Annotated in this window: 17 protein-coding genes; 9 read left to right on the top strand and 8 right to left on the bottom strand. The window is 72.6% G+C overall.

Annotated features, from left to right (window positions below):
- Positions 1-12: 12 nt before the first annotated feature.
- Entirely contained in the window at positions 13-459 is a 447-nt protein-coding gene (locus tag HL663_RS11520; protein WP_173028516.1) for an RDD family protein, read from the bottom strand.
- 188 nt (positions 460-647) lie between these two features.
- On the opposite strand from HL663_RS11520, the gene glnA reads away from it, so the two are divergent.
- Entirely contained in the window at positions 648-2,072 is a 1,425-nt protein-coding gene (gene glnA / locus HL663_RS11515; protein WP_173028515.1) for a type I glutamate--ammonia ligase, read from the top strand.
- A 66-nt stretch (positions 2,073-2,138) separates the two neighbouring features.
- Here the strand turns inward: glnA and HL663_RS11510 are convergent, their stop codons facing one another.
- Positions 2,139-3,080, bottom strand: coding sequence for a LacI family DNA-binding transcriptional regulator (locus HL663_RS11510; protein ID WP_286175565.1), 942 nt, complete (start codon positions 3,078-3,080; stop codon positions 2,139-2,141).
- A gap of 245 nt (positions 3,081-3,325) precedes the next feature.
- On the opposite strand from HL663_RS11510, the gene rhaI reads away from it, so the two are divergent.
- From rhaI to HL663_RS11490, 4 genes are read left to right on the top strand one after another with little or no spacing between them, the layout of a single operon-like run.
- Positions 3,326-4,489 carry an L-rhamnose isomerase gene (gene rhaI, locus HL663_RS11505; RefSeq protein WP_173028514.1) on the top strand — a complete coding sequence of 388 codons (1,164 nt, stop codon included), beginning with the start codon at positions 3,326-3,328 and terminating at the stop codon, positions 4,487-4,489.
- Between the two features lie 2 nt (positions 4,490-4,491).
- Positions 4,492-6,537, top strand: coding sequence for a bifunctional aldolase/short-chain dehydrogenase (locus HL663_RS11500; RefSeq protein ID WP_173028513.1), 2,046 nt, complete (start codon positions 4,492-4,494; stop codon positions 6,535-6,537).
- A gap of 8 nt (positions 6,538-6,545) precedes the next feature.
- Positions 6,546-7,979 (top strand): rhamnulokinase, encoded by a 1,434-nt coding sequence (locus tag HL663_RS11495; protein ID WP_173028512.1) that lies wholly within the window; start codon positions 6,546-6,548, stop codon positions 7,977-7,979.
- 58 nt (positions 7,980-8,037) lie between these two features.
- A complete protein-coding gene (locus HL663_RS11490) occupies positions 8,038-8,871 on the top strand; it encodes an SDR family NAD(P)-dependent oxidoreductase (protein ID WP_173028511.1) in 834 nt (277 codons plus the stop codon).
- Between the two features lie 10 nt (positions 8,872-8,881).
- On the opposite strand, the gene HL663_RS11485 is transcribed toward HL663_RS11490, so the two are convergent.
- The 4 genes from HL663_RS11485 to HL663_RS11470 are packed head-to-tail and all read right to left on the bottom strand — an operon-like array spanning position 8,882 to position 12,917.
- The gene (locus HL663_RS11485) at positions 8,882-9,628 is read right to left on the bottom strand and encodes a FadR/GntR family transcriptional regulator (RefSeq protein WP_173028510.1); all 747 of its coding nucleotides are present in this window, start codon (positions 9,626-9,628) and stop codon (positions 8,882-8,884) included.
- Positions 9,629-9,637: 9 nt separating this feature from the next.
- The gene (locus HL663_RS11480) at positions 9,638-10,456 is read right to left on the bottom strand and encodes an SDR family NAD(P)-dependent oxidoreductase (RefSeq protein WP_173028509.1); all 819 of its coding nucleotides are present in this window, start codon (positions 10,454-10,456) and stop codon (positions 9,638-9,640) included.
- Positions 10,453-11,388: an alpha/beta fold hydrolase gene (locus tag HL663_RS11475; protein ID WP_173028508.1), complete on the bottom strand. Its 936-nt coding sequence runs from the start codon at positions 11,386-11,388 to the stop codon at positions 10,453-10,455. Before HL663_RS11475 ends, HL663_RS11480 begins: the two co-directional genes overlap by 4 nt.
- Positions 11,385-12,917, bottom strand: coding sequence for a flavin-containing monooxygenase (locus tag HL663_RS11470; RefSeq protein WP_173028507.1), 1,533 nt, complete (start codon positions 12,915-12,917; stop codon positions 11,385-11,387). Before HL663_RS11470 ends, HL663_RS11475 begins: the two co-directional genes overlap by 4 nt.
- Positions 12,918-13,024: 107 nt before the next feature.
- On the opposite strand from HL663_RS11470, the gene HL663_RS11465 reads away from it, so the two are divergent.
- Entirely contained in the window at positions 13,025-14,245 is a 1,221-nt protein-coding gene (locus HL663_RS11465) for a PucR family transcriptional regulator (RefSeq protein ID WP_173028506.1), read from the top strand.
- Between the two features lie 39 nt (positions 14,246-14,284).
- On the opposite strand, the gene HL663_RS11460 is transcribed toward HL663_RS11465, so the two are convergent.
- On the bottom strand, positions 14,285-15,277 hold the full coding sequence (locus HL663_RS11460; protein ID WP_173028505.1) for an alpha/beta hydrolase: 993 nt from the start codon (positions 15,275-15,277) through the stop codon (positions 14,285-14,287).
- The gene (locus HL663_RS11455) at positions 15,274-17,985 is read right to left on the bottom strand and encodes an alpha-L-rhamnosidase (protein ID WP_173028504.1); all 2,712 of its coding nucleotides are present in this window, start codon (positions 17,983-17,985) and stop codon (positions 15,274-15,276) included. Before HL663_RS11455 ends, HL663_RS11460 begins: the two co-directional genes overlap by 4 nt.
- A 107-nt stretch (positions 17,986-18,092) precedes the next feature.
- Between HL663_RS11455 and HL663_RS11450 the strand changes: the two genes are divergently transcribed.
- The 3 genes from HL663_RS11450 (at position 18,093) to HL663_RS11440 (ending at position 21,409) form a co-directional block, all read left to right on the top strand.
- Positions 18,093-19,103, top strand: coding sequence for a LacI family DNA-binding transcriptional regulator (locus HL663_RS11450; RefSeq protein ID WP_173028503.1), 1,011 nt, complete (start codon positions 18,093-18,095; stop codon positions 19,101-19,103).
- Between the two features lie 36 nt (positions 19,104-19,139).
- Positions 19,140-20,030, top strand: coding sequence for an alpha/beta hydrolase (locus HL663_RS11445; RefSeq protein WP_173028502.1), 891 nt, complete (start codon positions 19,140-19,142; stop codon positions 20,028-20,030).
- A 71-nt stretch (positions 20,031-20,101) separates the two neighbouring features.
- Positions 20,102-21,409, top strand: a complete 1,308-nt coding sequence (locus HL663_RS11440; protein WP_173028501.1) for an MFS transporter — start codon at positions 20,102-20,104, stop codon at positions 21,407-21,409.
- The last annotated feature ends 346 nt before the right edge of the window (positions 21,410-21,755 follow it).

Below are 21,755 nucleotides of genomic sequence, written 5' to 3'. Positions count from 1 at the left end.
GCGCGCCGGCGCTCAGGCGTCGGCGCGCGTCGTAGCCGGGGCTCCCGGCCGGACGATCCGCGTGCCCGCGGCGAGGTCGTGCAGGCTGCGCCCACCGGCGGTGAACAGGGCCGGCAGCACGAGCGCGGCGAGCACCGAGCGCAGGAGCACCTGGAGCGGGAAGGGCTGCGGGCGCACCTGCCACACCTGCAGGCCCATGAGGCGGTGGCCGAGGCTCGAGCCCGTCAGCGACACGAGGAGCGTGCTGAGCACGACGTAGACGCCCGCGACGGCCCAGCTGCTCGTCGGCAGGCCGAGGACCATCGGCGGGGTCTCCCCCGGCTGCGCGAGGTCGAAGGGCAGGACCGTGAAGGTCACGACGGCGCTGACCACCCAGTCGACGACGAAGCCGCCGAAGCGGCGCAGGAGCGTGGCGTCCGCCGGGGTCGCGGTGGGGCTCGGGGCGGGGGTCGTCGGCACGGTCCCAGCCTACTGGCCGACGCGTTCCACGCTTCGGGCGCGTCGTCCCACTCCTTGATACGGTGGCTGGCGTTACGTCGGCGAAACATCCGGGTCACGGTCGGGAAACCGCCCCGCCCTAGCGTCGTCGGCAACGCCATCAGGGCTGGCTCCCATAGCCCCTGCACCGAACCAGGAGGTTCAACACAGTGTTCAGCTCCGCTGACGAGGTCCTCGCTTTCATCAAGGCCGAGGACATCAAGTTCGTCGACATCCGGTTCTGCGACCTTCCGGGCGTCATGCAGCACTTCAACGTGCCTGCCGCCACGGTCGACGAGGACTTCTTCACCAACGGCCAGATGTTCGACGGATCCTCGATCCGCGGCTTCCAGGCCATCCACGAGTCCGACATGAAGCTCGTCCCGGACCCGACCACGGCCTACGTCGACCCGTTCCGCGTCGAGAAGACGCTCATCATGAACTTCTCGATCGTCGACCCCTTCACCGGTGAGCCCTACAGCCGCGACCCGCGCAACATCGCGGCCAAGGCCGAGGCGTACCTCAAGTCGACCGGCATCGCCGACACCGCGTTCTTCGGCGCCGAGGCGGAGTTCTACGTCTTCGACGACGTGCGCTTCGAGACCAAGGCGAACGCCAGCTACTACTTCATCGACTCCGTCGAGGCGGCCTGGAACACCGGTCGCGTCGAGGAGGGCGGCAACCGCGGCTACAAGACCCGCTACAAGGGCGGCTACTTCCCCGTCCCGCCGGTCGACCACTTCGCCGACACCCGCGACAAGATCTGCCTCAACCTCGCCGAGGTCGGCCTGCTCGTCGAGCGCAGCCACCACGAGGTCGGCACCGCCGGCCAGCAGGAGATCAACTACCGCTTCAACACGCTGCTGCAGTCCGGCGACGACATGATGAAGTTCAAGTACGTCGTCAAGAACACCGTCTGGGCCGAGGGCAAGACCGCGACGTTCATGCCGAAGCCGATCTTCGGCGACAACGGCTCGGGCATGCACACCCACCAGTCGCTCTGGAAGGACGGCGAGCCGCTCTTCTACGACGAGCGTGGCTACGGCGGCCTCTCCGATCTCGCCCGCTGGTACATCGGCGGCCTGCTCAAGCACGCCCCGGCGCTGCTGGCCTTCACCAACCCGACGGTCAACAGCTACCACCGCCTGGTCCCGGGCTACGAGGCGCCGGTCAACCTCGTGTACTCGGCCCGCAACCGCTCCGCCTGCGTCCGCATCCCGATCGCCGGCGACAGCCCCAAGGCCAAGCGCATCGAGTTCCGCATCCCCGACCCGTCGTCCAACCCCTACCTGTGCTTCGCCGCGCAGCTGATGGCCGGCCTGGACGGCATCCGCAACCGCATCGAGCCGCCGGAGCCGGTGGACAAGGACCTCTACGAGCTCCCGCCGGAGGAGCACGAGGCCATCGCGCAGGTGCCCGGCTCGCTGCCGGCCGTCCTCGACGCGCTCGAGGCCGACCACGAGTTCCTCCTCGAGGGCGACGTCTTCACCGAGGACCTCATCGCGACCTGGATCGAGTGGAAGCGCAAGAACGAGGTGGACCCGATCCGCTTCCGCCCGCACCCGCACGAGTTCGAGATGTACTTCGACATCTGAGCCGCCGCACGCCACGACGCCCCCGCCGGTCCATCCGGCGGGGGCGTCGTCGTGCTCGGCCGCGGTTCAGCGGGTGGAGCCGCGCACCACCAGCACGGGGTCGTAGCGCACCTGTTCGTGCGTGTGATCCTCGTCGTGGGCCTCACTGAGCAGGAGGCGGGCCGCGGTGCGCCCCAGGTCCTTCGCGGGCTGGCGCACGGACGTGAGCGGGACCGCGGCGCCCGCCGCGAACTGGATGTCGTCGTAGCCGACGATGGCGAGGTCGCCGGGCACGTCGAGTCCGAGCTCGGTGCAGCGCTGCAGGACGCCGAGGGCCACGAGGTCGTTGGCGCAGAAGACGGCGGACGGCCGAAGCTTCGCCGGCATCCCGAAGAGACGCTCGGCAGCGGCGCGGCCCTGCCCGACGGACAACCCTTCGGTCGCGAGGTGCACAAGCGTGGAGGGATCCCGCCCCGCGTCCTCCACGGCCGCGAGCGCCCCGTGCCAGCGGTCGGCGACCTGCGGCACCTGCATCGGTCCGCCCACGAAGGCGATCCGCTCGTGGCCCAGCTCGAGGAGGTGGTCGAGGGCGAGGCGCCCACCACCGACGTCGTCGACGGTGACGGAGCAGTGGCGCCCGTCGGGCGACGGCCGGTCCACGAGGACGACGGGCAGCCCGCGCGCGGGCAGCTGGCGCAGGAGGTCGCTCCCGGAGTCGACGGGGGTGACCAGCACCCCCGTCACGCGCTGCTGCTCGAGGAGCCGGAGGTACGAGGCCTCGCGGTCGGCGGACTCCCCTGCGTTGCAGAGGAACACCGCGAGCCCTGCGGCCTCCGCGACCTCCTCGAGGCCGCGCGTCACGTCGGCGAAGAACGGGTTGCCCGCGTCGAGCGCGACGTAGGCGAGCGTCCGGCTGTCGCCCATTCGCAGCTGGCGCGCGCCCTCGTTCCGGACGAACGCCAGCTCGTCCATCGCCGCGCGCACCTTGAGCTGCGTCGCCTCGCTGACCCGCTCGGGTCGGTTGAGCACGTTCGAGACCGTGCCGAGGGAGACCCCGGCCAGGGCTGCGACCTCCCGGATGCCTGCCGGCCGAGCCGCCACCCTGCACCTCCCGTATCGGATTGAACTGTTCAATCCCAACCGTAGCAGACCACCTGTCGTGGGGCCGAGGCCTACGTCGCATGGACGACTTCCGTTGTTGCCCTTGACGCCTGCCACGGCCACACTTATGGTCGCCCTGTTAAAACCTTTCAATCCACGGGCGGTCCTGGCTCATGACGACGTTCGACTCCATCACCGACGACCTCGCCCGGCTGGCGATCGAGGTCCCGTCGTGGGCCTACGGCAACTCGGGCACCCGCTTCAAGGTCTTCGGCTCGGCCGGGACCCCCCGGACGGTCCACGAGAAGATCGCGGACGCGGCGACGGTCCACCGGATGACCGGGCTGGCCCCGACCGTGGCCCTGCACCTCCCCTGGGACCGGGTCGAGGACTACGCAGCGCTCTCCCGCTACGCGCAGGACCTCGGGGTCTCGCTCGGGACGGTCAACAGCAACACGTTCCAGGACGACGACTACAAGCTCGGGAGCCTGACCAACGCCGACCCCGCGGTGCGTCGGAAGGCGGTGCAGCACAACATCGACTGCCTCGGGGCGATGAACGAGACCGGATCCCGTGACCTGAAGATCTGGCTCGCCGACGGCACCAACTACCCCGGTCAGGGCGACATCCGCGCCCGGCAGGACTGGCTCGCCGAGGGCCTGGCCGAGATCTACGCCCACCTGGGCACGAAGCAGCGCCTGGTCCTGGAGTACAAGTTCTTCGAGCCGGCGTTCTACCACACCGACGTTCCCGACTGGGGCACCTCCTACGCCCACGTCGTCGCCCTCGGCGAGCGGGCGATGGTCTGCCTCGACACCGGTCACCATGCCCCCGGGACGAACATCGAGTTCATCGTCGCGCAGCTGCTGCGTCTGGGCCGGCTCGGCTCCTTCGACTTCAACTCACGCTTCTACGCCGACGACGACCTCATCGTCGGAGCCGCCGACCCCTTCCAGCTCTTCCGCATCATGGTCGAGGTCATCAGGGGTGGCGGGCTCACCCCCTCCACCGGCGTCGCGTTCATGCTCGACCAGTGCCACAACATCGAGGACAAGGTCCCCGGACAGATCCGGTCGGTCCTCAACGTCCAGGAGATGACGGCCCGCGCCCTGCTCCTCGACACCGACGCCCTGGACCGGGCCCGCACCGCGGGTGACGTGCTCGGCGCCAACGCGGTCCTCATGGACGCGTTCTACACCGACGTGCGCGCGCCCCTGCGTGCGTGGCGCGAGGAGCGTGGGCTCCCCGCCGACCCGATGGCGGCCTACGCGGCCAGCGGCTACCAGCAGACGATCGAAGCGGACCGCGTGGGCGGCACGCAGGCAGGATGGAACTGACCATGACCCGGACGACCACGTCGCCCTCCACCGAGCTCATCGAGCGCTCCAACCGGCTCGGGGCCGACCCGCGCAACACCAACTTCGCCGGCGGCAACACCTCCGCCAAGGGCACGGCCGTCGACCCTGTCACGGCCGAACCCACCGAGCTGCTCTGGGTCAAGGGTTCCGGCGGCGACCTGGGCACCCTGCAGGAGGGCGGCCTCGCCGTCCTGCGGCTGGACCGCCTCCGCGCGCTCGTCGACGTCTACCCCGGTGTCGAGCAGGAGGACTCGATGGTCGAAGCCTTCCAGCACTGCCTCTTCGGCCTCGGGGGCGCCGCCCCGTCGATCGACACGGCGATGCACGGCCTCGTCGACGCCGACCACATCGACCACCTCCACCCCGACTCCGGCATCGCCGTCGCCACCGCGGCCGACGGCGAGGTCCTCACCCACCGCATCTTCGGCGACCGCGTGGCGTGGGTGCCGTGGCGCCGCCCGGGCTTCCAGCTCGGCCTCGACATCGCCGCCATCCGCGCCGCCAACCCCTCGGCCATCGGCTGCATCCTCGGCGGTCACGGCATCACCGCCTGGGGCGAGACCTCGCAGGAGTGCGAGGCCAACAGCCTCGAGATCATCCGCACCGCCGAGCGGTACATCGAGGAGCACGGCGACCCCGAGCCCTTCGGTCCGGTCGTGGCCGGGCGCGAGCCCCTCCCGGACGAGGCGCGCCGCGCCAAGGCCACCCGCCTCGCCCCCGTCATCCGCGGCCTGGCGTCCACCGACCACCGCATGCTCGGACACTTCGACGACAGCGACCTCGTCCTCGACTTCGTCTCCCGCGAGAAGCTGCTGCCGCTCGCCGCCCTCGGGACCTCCTGCCCGGACCACTTCCTGCGCACCAAGGTCTCCCCGATGGTCGTCGACGTCGCCGCCGACGCCCCGGTGGAGGAGGTGCAGGAGGCCCTGCGCGCCGCCCACGCGCGCTACCGCGAGGACTACGCGGCCTACTACGCCCGCCACGCCGAGCCCGACAGCCCGGCGATGCGCGGGGCCGACCCCGCCATCGTGCTCGTGCCCGGCGTCGGCATGTTCAGCTTCGGCAAGGACAAGCAGACTGCGCGCGTCGCAGGAGAGTTCTACAAGAACGCGATCGGCGTCATGCGCGGCGCCGAGGCCCTCTCGACCTACTCCCCCATCGAGGAGCGCGAGAAGTTCCGCATCGAGTACTGGAGCCTCGAGGAGGCCAAGCTCGCCCGGCTCCCGAAGCCCAAGCCGCTCGCCGGCCGGGTCGCCCTCGTGACGGGCGCCGGTTCCGGCATCGGCAAGGCGATCGCCGAGCGGCTCGCCGCCGAGGGCGCCTGCGTCGTCGTCTCCGACCTCGACCAGGACGCCGCCGCGGGCGTGGCCGAGGGCATCGGCTCGAGCGACCGCGCCGTCGCGGTCGTGGCCGACGTCTCGGACGCCACGGCCGTCCAGCACGCGGTCGACGAGGCCGCGCTCGCGTTCGGCGGGGTCGACCTCGTCGTCAACAATGCCGGCCTCTCGATCTCCAAGCCGCTGCTCGAGACCACCGAGCGCGACTGGGACCTCCAGCACGACGTCATGGCCAAGGGCTCCTTCCTCGTCTCCCGCGCGGCCGCCCGCGCCATGGTCGACCAGGGCATCGGCGGCGACATCGTCTACATCTCGAGCAAGAACGCCGTCTTCGCCGGGCCGAACAACGTGGCGTACGGCGCGGCCAAGGCCGACCAGGCCCACCAGGTGCGCCTGCTCGCCGCCGAGCTCGGCGAGCACGGCATCCGCGTCAACGGCGTCAACCCCGACGGCGTCGTCCGGGGCTCGGGCATCTTCGCCAAGGGCTGGGGCGCCGAGCGCGCCAAGGTCTATGGCGTGCCCGAGGAGGAGCTCGGCGCCTTCTACGCCCAGCGCACCCTGCTCAAGCGTGAGGTCCTCCCGGAGAACATCGCCGCGGCCGTGTTCGCCCTGACCGGCGGCGACCTGTCGCACACGACCGGTCTGCACGTGCCCGTCGACGCCGGCGTCGCCGCCGCGTTCCTGAGCTGAGGGCCGGCGTGGACCCCCGCGTCTTCGGCGCCATCGACATCGGTGCCTCGAGCGGCCGCGTCGTGGCCGGTGTCGTCGACACCGGCCACGTCCGGCTCGAGGTGGTGCACCGCTTCCCCAACGGCGCCACCGAGCGGGACGGCCACCTGCGGTGGGACCTCACGGAGCTCTACCGGCAGGTGCTCGAGGGGCTCGCGGTGCTCGCCCGGCGCCACCCGGGCGTCGAGTCCGTCGGCATCGACACCTGGGCCGTCGACTACGGCCTCCTCGACGACCGGGGAGACCTCCTCGCCGAGCCGGTCTCCTACCGCGACGCGCGGTGCGTGCACGCGGCCCAGGACTTCGAGCGCCGGTGGCCGCGCGAGGAGGTCTTCGGCGTCAACGGGCTGCAGCACCTGCCCTTCACGACCGTCCACCAGCTGTGGGCGGAACGGAGCTCCGCCCTGTGGCCGCGGCTCCGGCACGTCGTGCTGCTGCCCGACCTCCTCGCCTACTGGCTCACCGGGGCCCTGTCCACCGAGCGGACCAACGCCTCCACGACCGGGCTCCTCGACGCCGTCACCGGGACGTGGTCGCACGCCCTCCTGGACACGATCGAGCTCCCCGAGGAGGCGCTGCCCCCGCTGGCGGACCCCGGGTCCGTCCGCGGGCCCCTGACCCCCGAGCTGTGCACCCGGACCGGGCTCCCGGCCGGCTGCGTCGTCACCACCGTCGCCTCGCACGACACCGCCTCGGCCGTCGTCGGGGTGCCCGCCACCAGCGACCGGTTCGCCTACGTCTCCAGCGGCACCTGGAGCCTCGTCGGGGTCGAGCTGCCCTCCCCGGTCCTCACGGCCGGTGCCCGCACCGGCGGTTTCACCAACGAGGCCGGCGTCGACGGCACGACCCGCTTCCTGCGCAACGTCGGTGGCCTGTGGCTGCTCCAGGAGTCGGTGCGCCAGTGGCGCCGGGAGGGTCTCGCCGTCGACGAGACGGACCTCCTCACCGCGGCTGCCGCCCTGCCGCCCGGAGGCCCGGTCGTCGACGTCGACGACCCCGGCCTCATCCCGCCCGGCGACATGCCGGCACGCCTGCGCGTCGCGGCCGGCCGACGCGGTGCGAGCCTCGACGAACCGGCAGCCGTCGCCCGCTGCGTCCTCGACTCCCTCGCCCACGCCTACGCCCGTACGGTCGCGGACGCGCAGACCGTGACCGAGCGCCCGGTGGAGGTCGTGCACGTCGTCGGCGGAGGCTCGCAGAACGAGCTGCTGTGCCGGCTCACGGCCGACGTCTCCGGCCTCCCGGTCCTCGCCGGCCCCGTGGAGGCCACCGCGCTCGGCAACGTCATGGTGCAGGCGCGGGCCCACGGCGCCCTGACGGGAGACCTGGCCACGCTACGGGCCGAGACCCTGGCCCGGTGGGGCACCGCACCCCGCCGGTACGAGCCCGCCTCCCCCGGCTGACCACCCCGCGTCTGCGACCTCGACACGACCCCGAACACCCATTCACAGAGGAGATCCCATGCCCCGCTACTCCCTCGACGGCCGCGTCGTCGCCATCACCGGCAGCACCGGCGGTCTCGGCCGCGAGGTGGCCTCGGCCCTGCGCGCGCGCGGCGCCCGCCTCGCGGTCCTCGACCTCGACCAGGACGCCGTCGACACCCAGGCGCTCGCGCTCGGCGGTCCCGACGTCGCTCGCGGGTGGCGCGTCGACGTGCGTGACATGGCCACCCTCGAGGACGCCCTCGCCGGCGCCGCCGAGCACTTCGGCGGCATCGACGTCGTCGTCGCGAACGCGGGGATCGAGTGCATGTCCGCCATGTCGACCCTCAGTCTCGAGACGTTCGAGCGGATCGTCGACATCAACCTCACCGGCGTGTGGCGGACCTTCAAGGCCGCCCTCCCCCACGTCAGCGAGCGGCGGGGCTACCTCATGGCCGTCTCCTCCATGGCCGCCTTCGTCCACTCACCCCTGCAGGGCGGCTACACGGCGAGCAAGGCCGGCGTCTGGGCCCTGTGCGACAGCACCCGGCTCGAGGTGCGCCACCTCGGCGTGGACGTGGGCAGCGTGCACCCGACCTTCTTCCAGACCCCGATGATGGACAACGTCTTCGCCGACCCGGCCGGGCTGCGCCTGTGGGGCGGCAACAAGAAGGGCCTGTGGAAGATGGTGTCGCGAGACTCCGTCATCGAGGACATCGTCAGCGGCATCGAGCACCGCCGCAAGATGGTCGTCTGCCCCAAGCGCAACACCTTTCTCGCCCGGATCCCGGGCCTGGTCCACCCCGTCATCGACCGCATCGGGTTCCCCGGGCGCACCGTCCCCGACGCGATCGCCCTGACGACGCGGGGCTGACGCCCTCTCCTCAGCCGCCGGCGCGGGGCGACGACGCGCTCGTCCCGCGCCAGGCGCAGCGGATGTGCTCTTCGGTGAGCCGGGACGCCGTGTCGCCGTCGCCGGCCGCGACCGCGGCGTAGATCTCCTCGTGGTCGCGCCGCAGCACCGGCGCCACGTCGTCCCAGACCGCGAGGTGGCGGAAGCGGTCGAGGATGGGCAGACGCATCGACTCGCGGATCGCCGAGGTGAGGTCGCGGGCCAGCGCGTTGCCCGCGGCCGCCGCGAGCGCGACGTGGAAGGCGGTGTCGCAGTCGTTGAACCGCGCCCGGTCGATGCCGGGGTCGGCCATCTCGTCCAACAGCGCCCGCATCGCCGCGAGGTCCTCTGCCGTCGCGTGGGTGGCGGCCAGCCGCACGCTCAGGCGCTCCAGCGCGATGCGGACCTCGACGACGTCGGGCAGCGGGAACGCCGCGAGCGCGACGTGCAGCCGCAGCAGCCGGCCCAGGGCCCCGCTCGGCACGGCGGTCAGCGTCGTGCCGCCGGCCGCGCCCGCCCCGACCGAGGAGCGCACGACCCCCTGCGCCTGCAGCGTGCGGACGGCCTCGCGCACCGCGGCGCGGCTGACGCCGAGCTGCGCGGCGAGGTCGCGCTCGGCCGGCAGGTGGTCGCCGACCTCGAGCTCACCCCCGAGGATCCGCTCGTCGACCCAGCGCAGGACGAGCTCGAAGGCGCGCACGCCCCCCGCGTCGGGGACGGGCATCGGGTCGGTGGTCATCCGAGCCGCTCAGCGGACGTCGATCTTCCGCAGCCGCATCATCAGCCGCGCGGCATGGACGTACCCGTTCGGCAGCAGTCGGGTCAGGACGTCCTGCGCCCTCCCGTCGCTGATGAAGATGCGCCCCCTGCCCTTGAGCACCCCGGTCAGGATGACCCGTGCCGCCTCCTGCGGCGGCGTGCCCTTCTGCAGCTGCTCGTGGAAGCCCTGGGAGCCGGAGTTCACGTAGTCGGCGTTGAGGGTGATGTTCGTGGCGACCGCCCCGGGGTGGACGGTGTGGACGCTGACGTTCTTGACGCCGCGGATGCGGTGCTCGGCCCGGAGGCTGTCGGTGAACCCGCGGACGGCGAACTTGGTCGTGCAGTACGGCACCAGGTACGGCAGGCCCATGATCCCCTGCGAGCTGGAGATGTTGACGATCGCGGCTTCGGGCCGGGTCAGCAGGTGGGGGTAGCAGCGCATCGTCGTGTGGATGACGCCCCAGTAGTTGATGTCGGTGATCCGCTGCATGTCCTGCGGCGTCACCTCCCCGAAGGTGCGGTCACCGAGCGGGATGCCGGCGTTGTTGACCACGAGGTCGATCCGTCCGTAGCGCTCGATCACGTGGTCCACGAACCGGTCGATGGCCGAGCGGTCGGCCATGTCGGTCGTCTCCGCGAGGAACGTGGCTCCGAGGGCCGTCAGCTCGGCCTCGGTCTTGTCGAGGTCCTTGATGTCGCAGAAGGCGACCGTGGCACCGGCTTTCGCCAGCTCGTTGACGAGGGCGTTGCCGATGCCGTCACCACCACCACCGGTGACGATCGCGACCTTGCCGTCGAAGCTCTTCACGGTTTCCTCGTGTCGGGGTGGTGGTGGGGGTGGGCTTCCTGCACGTGGTCGGCCACGAGCTCGACGAGCCGGTCGAGGAGCGTCGGCGCGAGGTGGTGCCCCATCCCCGGCACGGTCACGTGGCGGGCGCCGCCGATCGCGCGGGCGGTCGCCTGCCCTCCCGAGGGGTGCACGATGAGGTCCCGGTCGCCGTGGACGACGAGCGTCGGCGCAAGGACCCGGGCCAGACCCGCCGTCCGGTCGCCGGAGGCCTGGATGGCCTGGATCTGGCGGGCGGTGGCCGCCGCAGCCGCCTTCGGTGTGCCGCCCGAGCGCCGCCAGGCCAGCGCGGCATAGGCGCGTTCGACCTCCTCGTCGAGCGGGTGTCCCGTCCCCGCGAGGTGTGCGGTCATGTCGAGGTGGGCGGCCACGAACTTCTCGGCGGTCCGCGCAGGAGGGGCGACGAGTCGTCGCTTCGTGGACCAGGCCGCCTGCCCGACCCGGGGGGCTCCCGTCGTGGAGATGACCGAGACGAGCGAGAGGCACCGGTCGGGATGGCGGGCGGCGACCTCCTGGGCGATCATCCCCCCCATCGACATCCCCACGAGGTGCACCTGCTCGATGCCGAGGTGGTCCAGGACCGCCACCGCGTCCGCGGCCATGTCGATCAGGCGGTAGGCGTCCGGGCGGGGGCGGGCGAGCAGCTGGCGCCAGATCGCCGGGGGCGGTGCGGCCACGCGGCTGGACCGACCGCTGTCGCGGTTGTCCAGGCGCACCACCCGCAGCCCACGGGCCAGGAGCCCCTCGACGAACGGAGCCGGCCAGGAGTGCAGCTGCTGCGCCAGCCCGGCGACGAGCAGGACCGCCGGGGCGCCGGCCGGCCCCTCGTCGACAGCGCAGATGCGCAGGCCGCCCGGGACGTCGACGAGCTGCTCGTCGACACGCGCGGTCACGCGTCCGCCAGGGACCGGCGCTGACCGCTGCGGACCGCCGGCCCGCTGAAGGTGAGCCCCTCCGAGAGCAGCGGCCCGTCGAGCAGGCGGCGGTCCGAGTGGTAGTCCATCGACATGAGCCAGGGCGCGGCGGCCCCCTGCTTGGGCAGCATGCTGAGCGAGCGCTGGACGTAGCCGGCCCCGAAGTCCAGCAGGGGGCGCGTCTCCTGGTCGGGGTCGGCGACGACCCAGGCGGTGTCGTAGCCGTTGTCGTCCATGTGGCGCAGCAGCTGGCAGAGGTACTCGCAGAGCATGCCGATCTTCAGCGTCCACGACGAGTTGGTGTAGCCGATGGCCAGCGAGAAGTTGGGAACCCCCGACATCATCGTTCCGCGGTGGACCACCGTCTCGGAGAACGTCACCGGGCGACCGTCGACAGCGAGCGCGATACCGCCCGCGACACGGAGGTTGAGGCCGGTCGCGGTCACGATGATGTCGGCCTCGAGGTGCTGGCCGCTCTCCAGGGCGATCCCGGTCTCGGTGAAGGTCGCGATGCGGTCGGTGACCATCTCGACCTTCCCGTCGCTGATGGCAGCGAAGAGGTCGCCGTCCGGGACGAGGCACAGGCGTTGGTCCCACGGGTCGTACGGCGGGTTGAAGTGCCGGTCCACGTCGAAGCCCTCGGGCAGCTCGCGCGCGTTGGTCCAGCGGATGAACCGCCGCGCCTGGCGCGGGAAGCGCTGGCACAGCCTCCAGATGGCCCGCTGCTGGGCGATGTTCTTGCGCCGGGCGACCTTGAAGCCGCGCTCGGCGCCCAGGACACGGCTGAAGGCCAAGGCGATGGTGTCGACCCTCGGCAGGGGCAGGATGTACGTCGGCGTCCGCTGCAGGACCGTCACCCCGGCCGCACGGTCGGCCATGGCGGGCGCGATCGTCACCGCCGTCGCGCCGCTGCCGATGACGACGACCTTCTTGTCCGAGTAGTCGAGGTCTTCCGGCCAGTGCTGCGGGTGGACCACCTGACCGGTGAACCGCTCACGCCCGGGGAACTCCGGGGAGTAGCCCTGCTCGTAGTCGTAGTAGCCGGTGCCCGCGAAGAGCCAGCCGGCGCTCAGGGTGAGCCGCTCGCCGGTGTCGCCACGCTCGACCTCGACCACCCAGCGCGCCTGCTCGGAGGACCAGTCCGCCGAGATCACGCGGTGCTGGTAGCGGATCTTCTCGGCAAGGCCGTTCTCCTCCACCGTCTCGCGCAGGTAGTCGACGATCTGGTGCGCATCGGCGATGGCCTCGCGGTTGCGCCAGGGCTTGAACTCGTAGCCGAAGGTGTGCAGATCGGAGTCCGACCGGATCCCCGGGTAGCGGAAGAGGTCCCAGGTACCCCCGAGCCGCTCGCGCCCCTCGAGGACGACGACCGTCCGCTGCGGGTGCTCGACCGCGAGGTAGCGGGCGGCCCCGATCCCCGAGATGCCGGCGCCGACGACGAGGACGTCGACGTGCTCGATCGGGGCAGAGGTGTGCTGGCGGGTGGTCGACGCTGCGTCATCGGGCATCGGAGTGGGCCTCTCGTTCGGTTCGGTCAAGGGTGCGCGACGGTTCGTGGACCGCGCGAGGTCGATGTGCACCTGATCGGCCCTTCTGCGGGTTCATACTGTGCGGCATGACGTCCCCTCCGGCCGACCCCTGGCCGACGGTCGGCGACCGGGTCGCCGAGCTGATCCGGCGCGGCGCGCTCGCGGTCTCCGAGCCGGGGGCCACGTGGATCGAAGACCTCCACGCGGCGTCCCTCGGCGGCGAGACCATGGCGGTCATCGCCGCCGATCCGGCGCTCGCCGAGTCCACCCGCCGTGCCAACGTCGCGATCGTCATGGGGTGGGTGGCCGCCAACATCGAGCGGCCGGGAGAGCGGGTCCGCCCCAGCCTGACGCCGCAGATGCTGTCGCACTCGCGCGACCTCGTCCGGCGCGGACTCGAGGAGGTCGTCCTCGACGCCAACCGGAAGGGGCAGTCCGCCGCCTGGCGGCACTGGATGCAGGTCTGCTTCGGGCTGACCGACGACCCGAGCGAGCTCTCGGACCTGCTCCAGGTGACGGCGCTCTCGATCTCGACGTACGTCGACGACACCATGGATGCCGTCCGGGTCCGGATGCAGCAGGAGCGCGCCGACCTGACCACGGGGACGCACGCCGAGCGGCTCGCGGCCGTCACCCTGCTCCTCGAAGGCGCTCCGCTCGACCCCCGGGCGGTCGAGGCCCGGTTGGGGTACCGACTGACGGGTCCGCACACGGCCGCCGTGGTGTGGGGTCCGCCGGACGTCTCCCCCGGCCTCCTGGAAGCAGCGGCCGAGGCCCTCCTCGACGCCGCGGGGGGAGGACGCCGACTGACCGTCATCGCCAACGCGTCGACGCTGTGGGTGTGGCTCCCCCACGCGCTGGAGGACGGCCCGCGGCCGGCGGTTCCGGACCCGGTCCGGGTGGCGGTCGGTCGGCCGGCCGCTGACCGGGACGGCTTTCGGTCGAGCCATCTCGACGCCGTCGAGGTGCAGCGCACGATGAGCCTGGCGACGAGCCGGCGACGCCTCGCCTTCCACCGCGACATCGCCCTGGTCGGGCTGCTCGAGCGCGACCGGCAGGCCGCCGACGCCTTCCTCGAGGGCACTCTCGGCGCGTTGCGGGACGCCGACCCGGAGCTGCGGAGCGTCGCCCTCACGTACGTCCGGGAGCTCTGCAACGTGACGCGCACGGCAGAGCGCCTGTACACGCACCGCAACACGGTGCTGCGTCGGCTGCAGCGGGTGGACGAGCTGCTCCCGATCTCGCTGGCGCAGAACTCCGTCCACGTGGGAGCGGCCCTGGAGCTCCTGTCGTGGCGGGACTCCTGACGCCGCGTCGCAGCTCATGCCCCGCGCCGACCGATCAGCTCAGCCGACCGGAGCCAGGGCAGCGCGCAGGGCCTCGAACCACGAGCCGACGAACGCCCGCGTCGCGGGCCCGTCCCCCGCGACGTCGATGCCGTGAGGCATGCCGGGCTGCACGTGCAGCTGCACCGCGACGCCGGCCTCCCGCAGCCGTCGGGCGTACTCGAGGTCCTCGTCGTGGAAGAGGTCGAGGTCGCCCACGCCGATCCACGCCGGGGGCAGGCCGGTGAGGTCCTCCCGGCGGGCTGCTGCCGCGTACTGCCGGGAGGCGCCGAGGGCGGGCCGGCGTCCGAGGTAGGCCGCCCACGCCCAGCGGTTGGACCGGGGGGTCCACACCAGGCGCCCCCGGCCACGGTGGTCACGCCGCAGGACCGTGCGGTCGTCGAGCATCGGGAAGACGAGCGACTGGAAGGCCAGCCGGATCCCTTCGTCGGTGGCGCGCTGGGCCAGCGAGGCCGCGAGCCCGCCGCCGGCGCTGCCCCCGCCCACCGCGATGCGCCGGTCGTCCACGCCCAGCTCGTCGCAGGACGCGACGAGCCACCGCAGTGCGGCTGCGCAGTCGTCGAGTCCTGCAGGGAAGGGGTGTTCGGGAGCCAGCCGGTAGCGCACGCTGACGACGACGATCCCGAGCTCGCGGGCCATCCGGCTGCACGTGAGGTGGTCGACCTCCGGCGTGCCCATGACGAGACCCCCACCGTGGATCCACAGCAGGACCCCGGTGCGGTCCGTCCGTCCCGGGACGTCGTAGACGAGCACGTCGCGGCCGCCGGGGACCGCGTGAGGCGTGACGGTCACGCCGTCCACGGGCCGGGTCGCGGGGAGGAAGAACCGGCGGCCGACCCCGAGCTCCAGCCGCGAGGCCACGACGAGCGGCAGCCACATGACGGGCAGGCGCAGCTCGGCGTCGACGGCGGCCACGGTGCGTCGCCGACGGGCCAGCGCGGTGGCTGCGGTGGCGGCGACAGCCGCTCCGAGGGCGGTGGGCAGCAGGCTCATCGGACATTCCCTTCGACGGAGGACGGTGCACAGGAGAAGTCGAGCTCGTGTCGCCCCGGGCCGACCTCGCGGGCGGCGTGGTGCGCGACCCGCACCCTCGCCACCGCCCCGGTCGGGACCGCGACCTCGAGATGGACGTGCACGCCGTCCTCGGCCTGCTCTCGACGCCACGCGACGGCGGCGCGGCCGTGCGGCGTCAGGACGGAGGCGGACGCGTGCGAGACCGGACCGTCGACGAGGGGGGCGACCTCGACGACGTCGTAGCCGGGAGCACCCGGGGCGAGCCCGGCCACCCGCTCGACGAGGAAGGCGCCGATCGACCCGAAGGCGTAGTGGTTGTGGCTGTCCCGGGCCTTGCCGTGCTCGTCGTACCCCTCCCACGACTCCCACGTCGTCGTCGCGCCGGCCTCGACCTGGTGCAGCCACGACGGACTGCTGGTCTGCAGCAGCAGCTTCCAGACGACGTCCTCGTGCCCGTGGTCGGCGAGCACCTTCAGCAGCATGGGGGTGGACAAGAACCCGGTCCCGACATGGAAGCCGTTGTGGCGCAACCTGCTCAGCAACAGCTCGAGCGCCGGCCGGATCTCGGACGGCTCGAGCAGACCGAACGCGATCGCCCGCACGTAGTCGTCCTGCTCGTCGGCCCCGACGCGCCCGTCGGGGCGGACGAACGCGGCGCGGTAGGCATGCCGTGTGCGCTCCGCCAGCCGCCGGAAGCGTGCCGCGTCCTCTGCCCGGCCGAGGACGTCGGCCACCTCGGCCGTGCGGGCCGCCGTGTGCGCCAGGTAGGCCGTCGCCACCTCGGGGTGTCCGAGAGTGAGGTTCCCCGCGCTGATGGCGAGCATGCCCTCCCCCGGCCGCAGCCACTCACCCCAGTCGTAGCCCACGGACACCACACCCTCGGGCAGCCGACGGCCGCGCCCCCGGACCCGAGCCGCGAGGTGCTGGACGGGGCCCTCGGGCCGGGTGCGGCGCTCTAGCCGGTCGACCCACCGCACCACGACCGGGTACATCTCGCGCAGCACCTCGACGTCACCTCGGTAGGTGTGCAGCGCCTGCGGCACGTAGACCGCCGCGTCGCCCCACCCGACGGAGGTGGAGGTGTGCTCGAAGTACCTCGTGAAGAGGCTGCGCCTCGAGGTGAACTCGGACGTCTCGGAGGGGATGACAGGTGGGATCGAGCCGTCGGGCCGTTGCTCGAGGGCGAGGCTGCGCAGGTACCGACGCAGGTAGCCATGGGCCTCGACCATCGACAGCGCGGTTGGGGCGAAGAGCTGGATGTCCCCGGTCCACCCGGAGCGCTCGCGGGTCGGGCAGTCGGTGGAGGTGTCCATGAAGTTGCTCCGCAGCGACCACGCGATGTTCTCGCGCAGGCGGACCAACCGCGGGTCGGAGCAGTCGAACTCGCCGACGTCCGGCAGCTCGCTCGACAGGACGACACCCTCGACGTCCGCGGGCGACAAGGAGGTCGGCAGGCCGTCGACCTCGACGTAGCGGAAGCCGTGGACGGTGAACCAGGGCTGCCACCAGACCTCTTCGCCGCCGAGCACCACCTCGTCTCGCTGGTACCACCGGCCGAACGGGAGGAGGTGGATGTAGTCGGTGTCGAGCTCGCCGTCGCTGCCGACGATCTCACTGTGCGTCAGGCGAACCCGGGTGCCGGCCGGCCCGTCGAGTCGCAGCCGCACGACGCCCGCGAAGTTCTGGCCGAGGTCGACCAGCTGCTTACCGGACGGCGTGCGCACGACCGAGACCGCGGACAGCGTCCGGACCTGCTGCACCCGCCCGGTCCGCTCGCCGACGAGCCGACGCCGGGAGGGCAGCACCTCTGCCGGGAGGGCGCCGGCGGGCCTGCGCTGCGGGTCGAACCACGCGGAGTCGTCGATGCGCAGGTCGGTCCGCTCCCCCCACTTGGGGTCGGACTCCAGGATCGAGCCCGTCCCGGTGACCCACGAGCCGTCGCTGCCCACCCTGCGCGTGCTGCCGTCCGCGAGATCGAGGTGCACCTCGACCAGCCCGGCCAGACGGTCCCCGTAGAGGGCGCGCTCGTTCTTGATCCCGTTTCGTCCTCGGAAGCGGCCGTCACCCACGACGAGGGTCAGCGCGTTGGCGCCGGAGGTCAGGGCGTGCGTGACGTCGTAGGTCTGGAACTCCACCTCGGTGTCGAAGGGCGTCCACCGCGGCACGAGCGCCGGGCCGGTGTGGTCGACCCCGTTGACGAAGAGGCGGCACCACCCGAGCGCCGACACGTGCGCCCGGGCCCGGACCACGGGGGCGAGCCCGGACAGGTCGAGATCACCGCGCAGGTACGCGACCCCGGTCGCCGCCGGCGGGCCGGCGACCCACGCCGCTGACCACGCCTCCCCGCGCAGGACGCCGGTCTCGAACAGGGCCCACTCGCTCCAGGGTCCGGCCTCGTCCTCGCCGGCCGTCCACGTCCTGACCCGCCACGCGTACGTCGTGCTCGAGCGCAGGTCCTCCCCGTCCCAGCGCACCCCCCACGGCCGGCTCCCCGGCACGCGGTCGCTCTCCCAGACACTGCGGCCGTCGGGCCCGCCCTCGCGGGCCTCGACCTGCCACGCGGCCATGGCCGCACCCTGCGCACCGTCGGCCAGGGCGTCGAGACGCCACGCGAGCTCCGGCCGCTGCGTGTCGATGCCGACGGGTTCGACGAGCGTCTCGACGCGCAGGTCGTGGGTGAGCGTCATCGCGTCCTCCTCGACGAGGACCGTCTCGACCGTTGACGGGACGACCCAGTGGTTATACGTTTAACCAAACTGTAGGGCATCGAGGCCCACCGAGGAAGGGAGTCCGGATGACGACGAAGGCACCACGTCGCCCGACCCTCAACGACGTGGCCCGCGAAAGCGGCGTCTCGAACGCGACCGTGAGCCACGTGCTCAACCCGCTGTCCGAGAAGGCGATCGCCGAGCCGACCCGGGCCAAGGTCCTCTCGGCCGCTGCGCGCCTGGGCTATGTGCGCAACACGGCGGCGGCCACCCTCCGACGCGGCCACTCCAGCACCGTGCTCCTCGTCGTCGACGAGACGTACGCCGGCGACGTCAGCGCCCGCACGGTCGCCAACATCACCGGCGGCCTCGCCGACCTCGGGTGCACCGTCATCGTCCACACCCTGCGCGACGTCGACCTCCTGCTCGAGACCGTCCAGGCCGTCCAGCCGGTCGGCGTCATGCTGCTCGCCCTCATCGCCGGCGACGTCCGCGACCGCATCGTCGCCCTGGGCACGCCGCACGTGCTGGGGCTGGACGTACGGCCCGGCGAGGACGAGGAAGCCGCCCGGTTCTGGGAGGTCGCCATCGGCGCCGCCCAGGTCCGCCACCTCGTCGGCTCCGGCCACACCGCGATCGGCTACCTCCTGCCCGTCGCCTCCCCCCGCCTCGTCGTGGCCCGGGCCCGCCTGCGCGGTGCCCGGGAGGAGGCGGATCGGCTGGGCATCGCGCCACCGCTCGCCCTCGCCGCGCCCCTCGACCGCCAGGCCGTCGCCCGTCTGCTGCCGGCCCTGCGCGGAGAGGGCGTCACCGCCGTGTGCGCCCACGACGACCGGATGGGCGCGGCCGTCCTCGCGGCGATGCACGACCTCGGCTGGCGGGCCCCCGACGACCTCGCCGTCGTCGGGGCCGACAACGACGAGCAGTCGGCCCTCACCGTGCCGGCCCTGACCAGCGTCGCGATCCCGGACCACGACTACGGCCCCGACACCGCCCGCGCCTTCGAAGCCGCCTTCGCCGGACAGACGGTCGACGCGCGCGCCGCCCTCGAGGCCGCGCTGGGCACGCCACAGGTGCACCGTCGTGTCTCGGCCTGACGCCCCGGCGTCCGCCCCGTTCGCCGCAGGAGCGCGATGACCACCCTGACGATGCGTGCCGTCGCCATGATCCTCCGACGCACGGCCCAGCCCGGGATGGCGACCGCCGAGAAGGCCCGCGAGGTGATGAGCCGCCCTGCGGTGCACGCCGACCCGCCTCGCGCGCTGCGCCGTCGCCACCGGCTCGTGCAGGACTCCTCCGACGGGTTCGACTGCTGGAGCGTGCAGCCCGGCTCCGGGCCGGCGAAGACGGCCGTGCTCTACCTCCACGGCGGGGGGTACATCGCCGGGATCCACTCGGCGCACTGGTCACTGGTCCGTCACGTCGCCGACGCCGGGCACCGGGTCGAGGTGCCGTTCTACGGGCTCGCTCCCCGCTTCACGGTCGAGGACGCGGTGCCCTTCGTCATGGCGAGGTACCGCAGACTGCTGGACGAGCTCGGCCCGGGTCGGGTGGCGCTGGCCGGTGACTCCGCCGGTGGGGGGCTGGCACTCGCCGTCGCCCAGCAGCTGCGCGACGGTGGGCACCCGGCACCCGCGGCCCTGGGACTCGTCGCGCCCTGGTTGGACCTGACGCTGTCCAACCCCGCCATCGCGACGGTCGACGACCCCTGGCTGTCGGCCGAGGGGCTGCGGGAGGCCGGGCGGGCGTGGGCGGGATCGACGAGCCCCCGCGCGTCGGTGTGCAGCCCGGTCAACGGCAGCGTCCAGGGCCTGCCGCCGATCGAGCTGTTCGTCGGCACGCGTGACCTGTTCCACCCCGACGCCGAGGTGCTCGCGGTGCGCTGCACCGAGGTCGGCACGACCTGCCGGCTCCACGTCGAGCCCGGCAGCGTGCACGTCTACCCCCTGACCCCCACCCCGGAGGGCCGGCGCGGGCGCCGCCTCCTGGTCTCCGCCCTCGACCACCACCTGCGGGCGGCCTGACCCCGGGCACCACGGCCCACTCCCCCAACCCCCGCCGGCCCCACGGCGGCGTGCACGTCGAAGGAGACGTCATGAGCACCACCGTCGCACCCCACCGAGCACGCCGCAGCGGACCCTGGTGGGTCGGCACCGTCGCCGGGATGGCCTCCTACATCGACGCCGCGGCCATCACCTCGATCAGCACCGCACTGGTCATCCTGCAGACGACGATGGGCCTGAGCGACCTGCAGGTCGGCGTCGCCGCCGGGATCCAGGCCGCGAGCATCGCGCTGGGTGCGGCGGTCGGCGGACGCATCGGCGACCGGTTCGGGCGACGCCCGGTCTTCCTCACGGCGATGGCGAGCATCGCCGCGGGCATGACCGGGATCGCCTTCGCGCCGGGCTTCCCGCTCCTCGTCGTCGGGATCGTCGTCGTCGGCGTCGCGATCGGCGCCGACCTGCCCGTCTCGCTCGCCACGATCGCCGAGGCCGCGGACGACGACAACCGCGGACGGCTCATGGGGTTCAGCAACCTCCTCTGGCTCGCGGGGATCGTCGGCAACGGGGTCGTGGCGTTCCTCGTCGGGGACAGCGGCCGGGCCGGTGCGCGGATCCTCTTCCTCCACGTCGCCGTGGTCGCGGCCGTCGTCCTCGTCCTGCGGCTCTCGATCCCCGAGTCGGCGCGCTGGCTGGCCGCGCGCGCGGAACGGGCCAGGGGCGTCCACACGGTCCGCGCCGAGCGGGCCGGGGTCCGGGACCTGCTGCGCACCCCCTACGCGGTGCCCTTCGTGGCGCTCGTCGTCTTCTCGTCGTGCACCAACCTCGTCGGCAACACGGTCGGGCAGTTCTCGACCTACCTGCTCGTCACCTACGGCGGTGAGTCGGTCTCCACCGCGGCCCTCGTCTCCCTGCCCGCGCTCCCGGTCGTCCTCGTCGGGATGCTCTGGTTCATGAAGATCGCCGACCGCCCTGTCCGGTTCCGGTACTTCCAGGTCGGAGCCTTCTTCTTCGTCGCCTCACCCCTGGTCAACGCGTTCTTCGGCGTCTCGGCCGTCCCGATGATGGTCGCGGTCGTCCTCAACGCGGTGGGCGCCTCGTTCGCCTTCGAGGGCATCGCCCGGGTGTGGACCCAGGAGCAGTTCCCGACCCTCCTGCGCAGCACCGCGACCGGCTCGATCATGGCCGTGGCCCGCATCGGCGCTGCCCTGCTCGCCGTCGTCACCCCGACGCTCGTCGCCGGGGTGGGAGTGCGCACCTTCTACCTCGGGCTGGGCGCCGCCTGCGCCGTCGGGCTCGCCGTCGCCTGGGTGGTCTTCCGCACCCGCGACCGGATCGACGCCTTCGCTGACGAGGCGCTGGCCGCACCCGTGCTCGAGCAGACGACGGCACCTGTCGTGTGACGGCGGGACAGCCTGCGCAGGCGTCCCTCGTCGTCGCAGGCGCCCTGCCGGTTCGTCCGAAGAACTCTCGCCACCCCGTGCCGACCACCGTCCTGAGCCCGACCTGCGCGCGACGTTGCCCGGATGTCACGAGGGTCCCCCGAGCCACTGCACGCCACGATCTTCCGGGGCACCGGTACCCCGCACGTGCGGGGTACCGACCTCTCCCACCGGTCAGGTCCTGCGACCCTCCGACCGGTGGGATCCGCGACCACCGCGAGGAGTGCGCCGACCCACCGGCGAACGGCCCCCACGAGCCGGTCTACGCTGACGGCCGCCAGGCGCCGCGCCTGCCGGGACGGAGGAG

The organism is Arthrobacter sp. NEB 688 (assembly GCF_013201035.1).
Lineage (GTDB): Bacteria > Actinomycetota > Actinomycetes > Actinomycetales > Dermatophilaceae > Phycicoccus.
Note: the sequence above shows the minus strand (reverse complement) of the source record. Positions and strands in the feature narration are given on the sequence as shown.

Excerpts from the sequence above, each read along its gene's own strand:
- rhaI (WP_173028514.1), top strand. The coding sequence starts at position 3,326 with ATGACGACGTTCGACTCCATCACCGACGACCTCGCCCGGCTGGCGATC.
- HL663_RS11500 (WP_173028513.1), top strand. The coding sequence starts at position 4,492 with ATGACCCGGACGACCACGTCGCCCTCCACCGAGCTCATCGAGCGCTCC.
- HL663_RS11490 (WP_173028511.1), top strand. The coding sequence starts at position 8,038 with ATGCCCCGCTACTCCCTCGACGGCCGCGTCGTCGCCATCACCGGCAGC.
- HL663_RS11485 (WP_173028510.1), bottom strand. The coding sequence starts at position 9,628 with ATGACCACCGACCCGATGCCCGTCCCCGACGCGGGGGGCGTGCGCGCC.
- HL663_RS11470 (WP_173028507.1), bottom strand. The coding sequence starts at position 12,917 with ATGCCCGATGACGCAGCGTCGACCACCCGCCAGCACACCTCTGCCCCG.
- HL663_RS11465 (WP_173028506.1), top strand. The coding sequence starts at position 13,025 with ATGACGTCCCCTCCGGCCGACCCCTGGCCGACGGTCGGCGACCGGGTC.
- HL663_RS11460 (WP_173028505.1), bottom strand. The coding sequence starts at position 15,277 with ATGAGCCTGCTGCCCACCGCCCTCGGAGCGGCTGTCGCCGCCACCGCA.
- HL663_RS11455 (WP_173028504.1), bottom strand. The coding sequence starts at position 17,985 with ATGACGCTCACCCACGACCTGCGCGTCGAGACGCTCGTCGAACCCGTC.
- HL663_RS11450 (WP_173028503.1), top strand. The coding sequence starts at position 18,093 with ATGACGACGAAGGCACCACGTCGCCCGACCCTCAACGACGTGGCCCGC.
- HL663_RS11445 (WP_173028502.1), top strand. The coding sequence starts at position 19,140 with ATGACCACCCTGACGATGCGTGCCGTCGCCATGATCCTCCGACGCACG.
- HL663_RS11440 (WP_173028501.1), top strand. The coding sequence starts at position 20,102 with ATGAGCACCACCGTCGCACCCCACCGAGCACGCCGCAGCGGACCCTGG.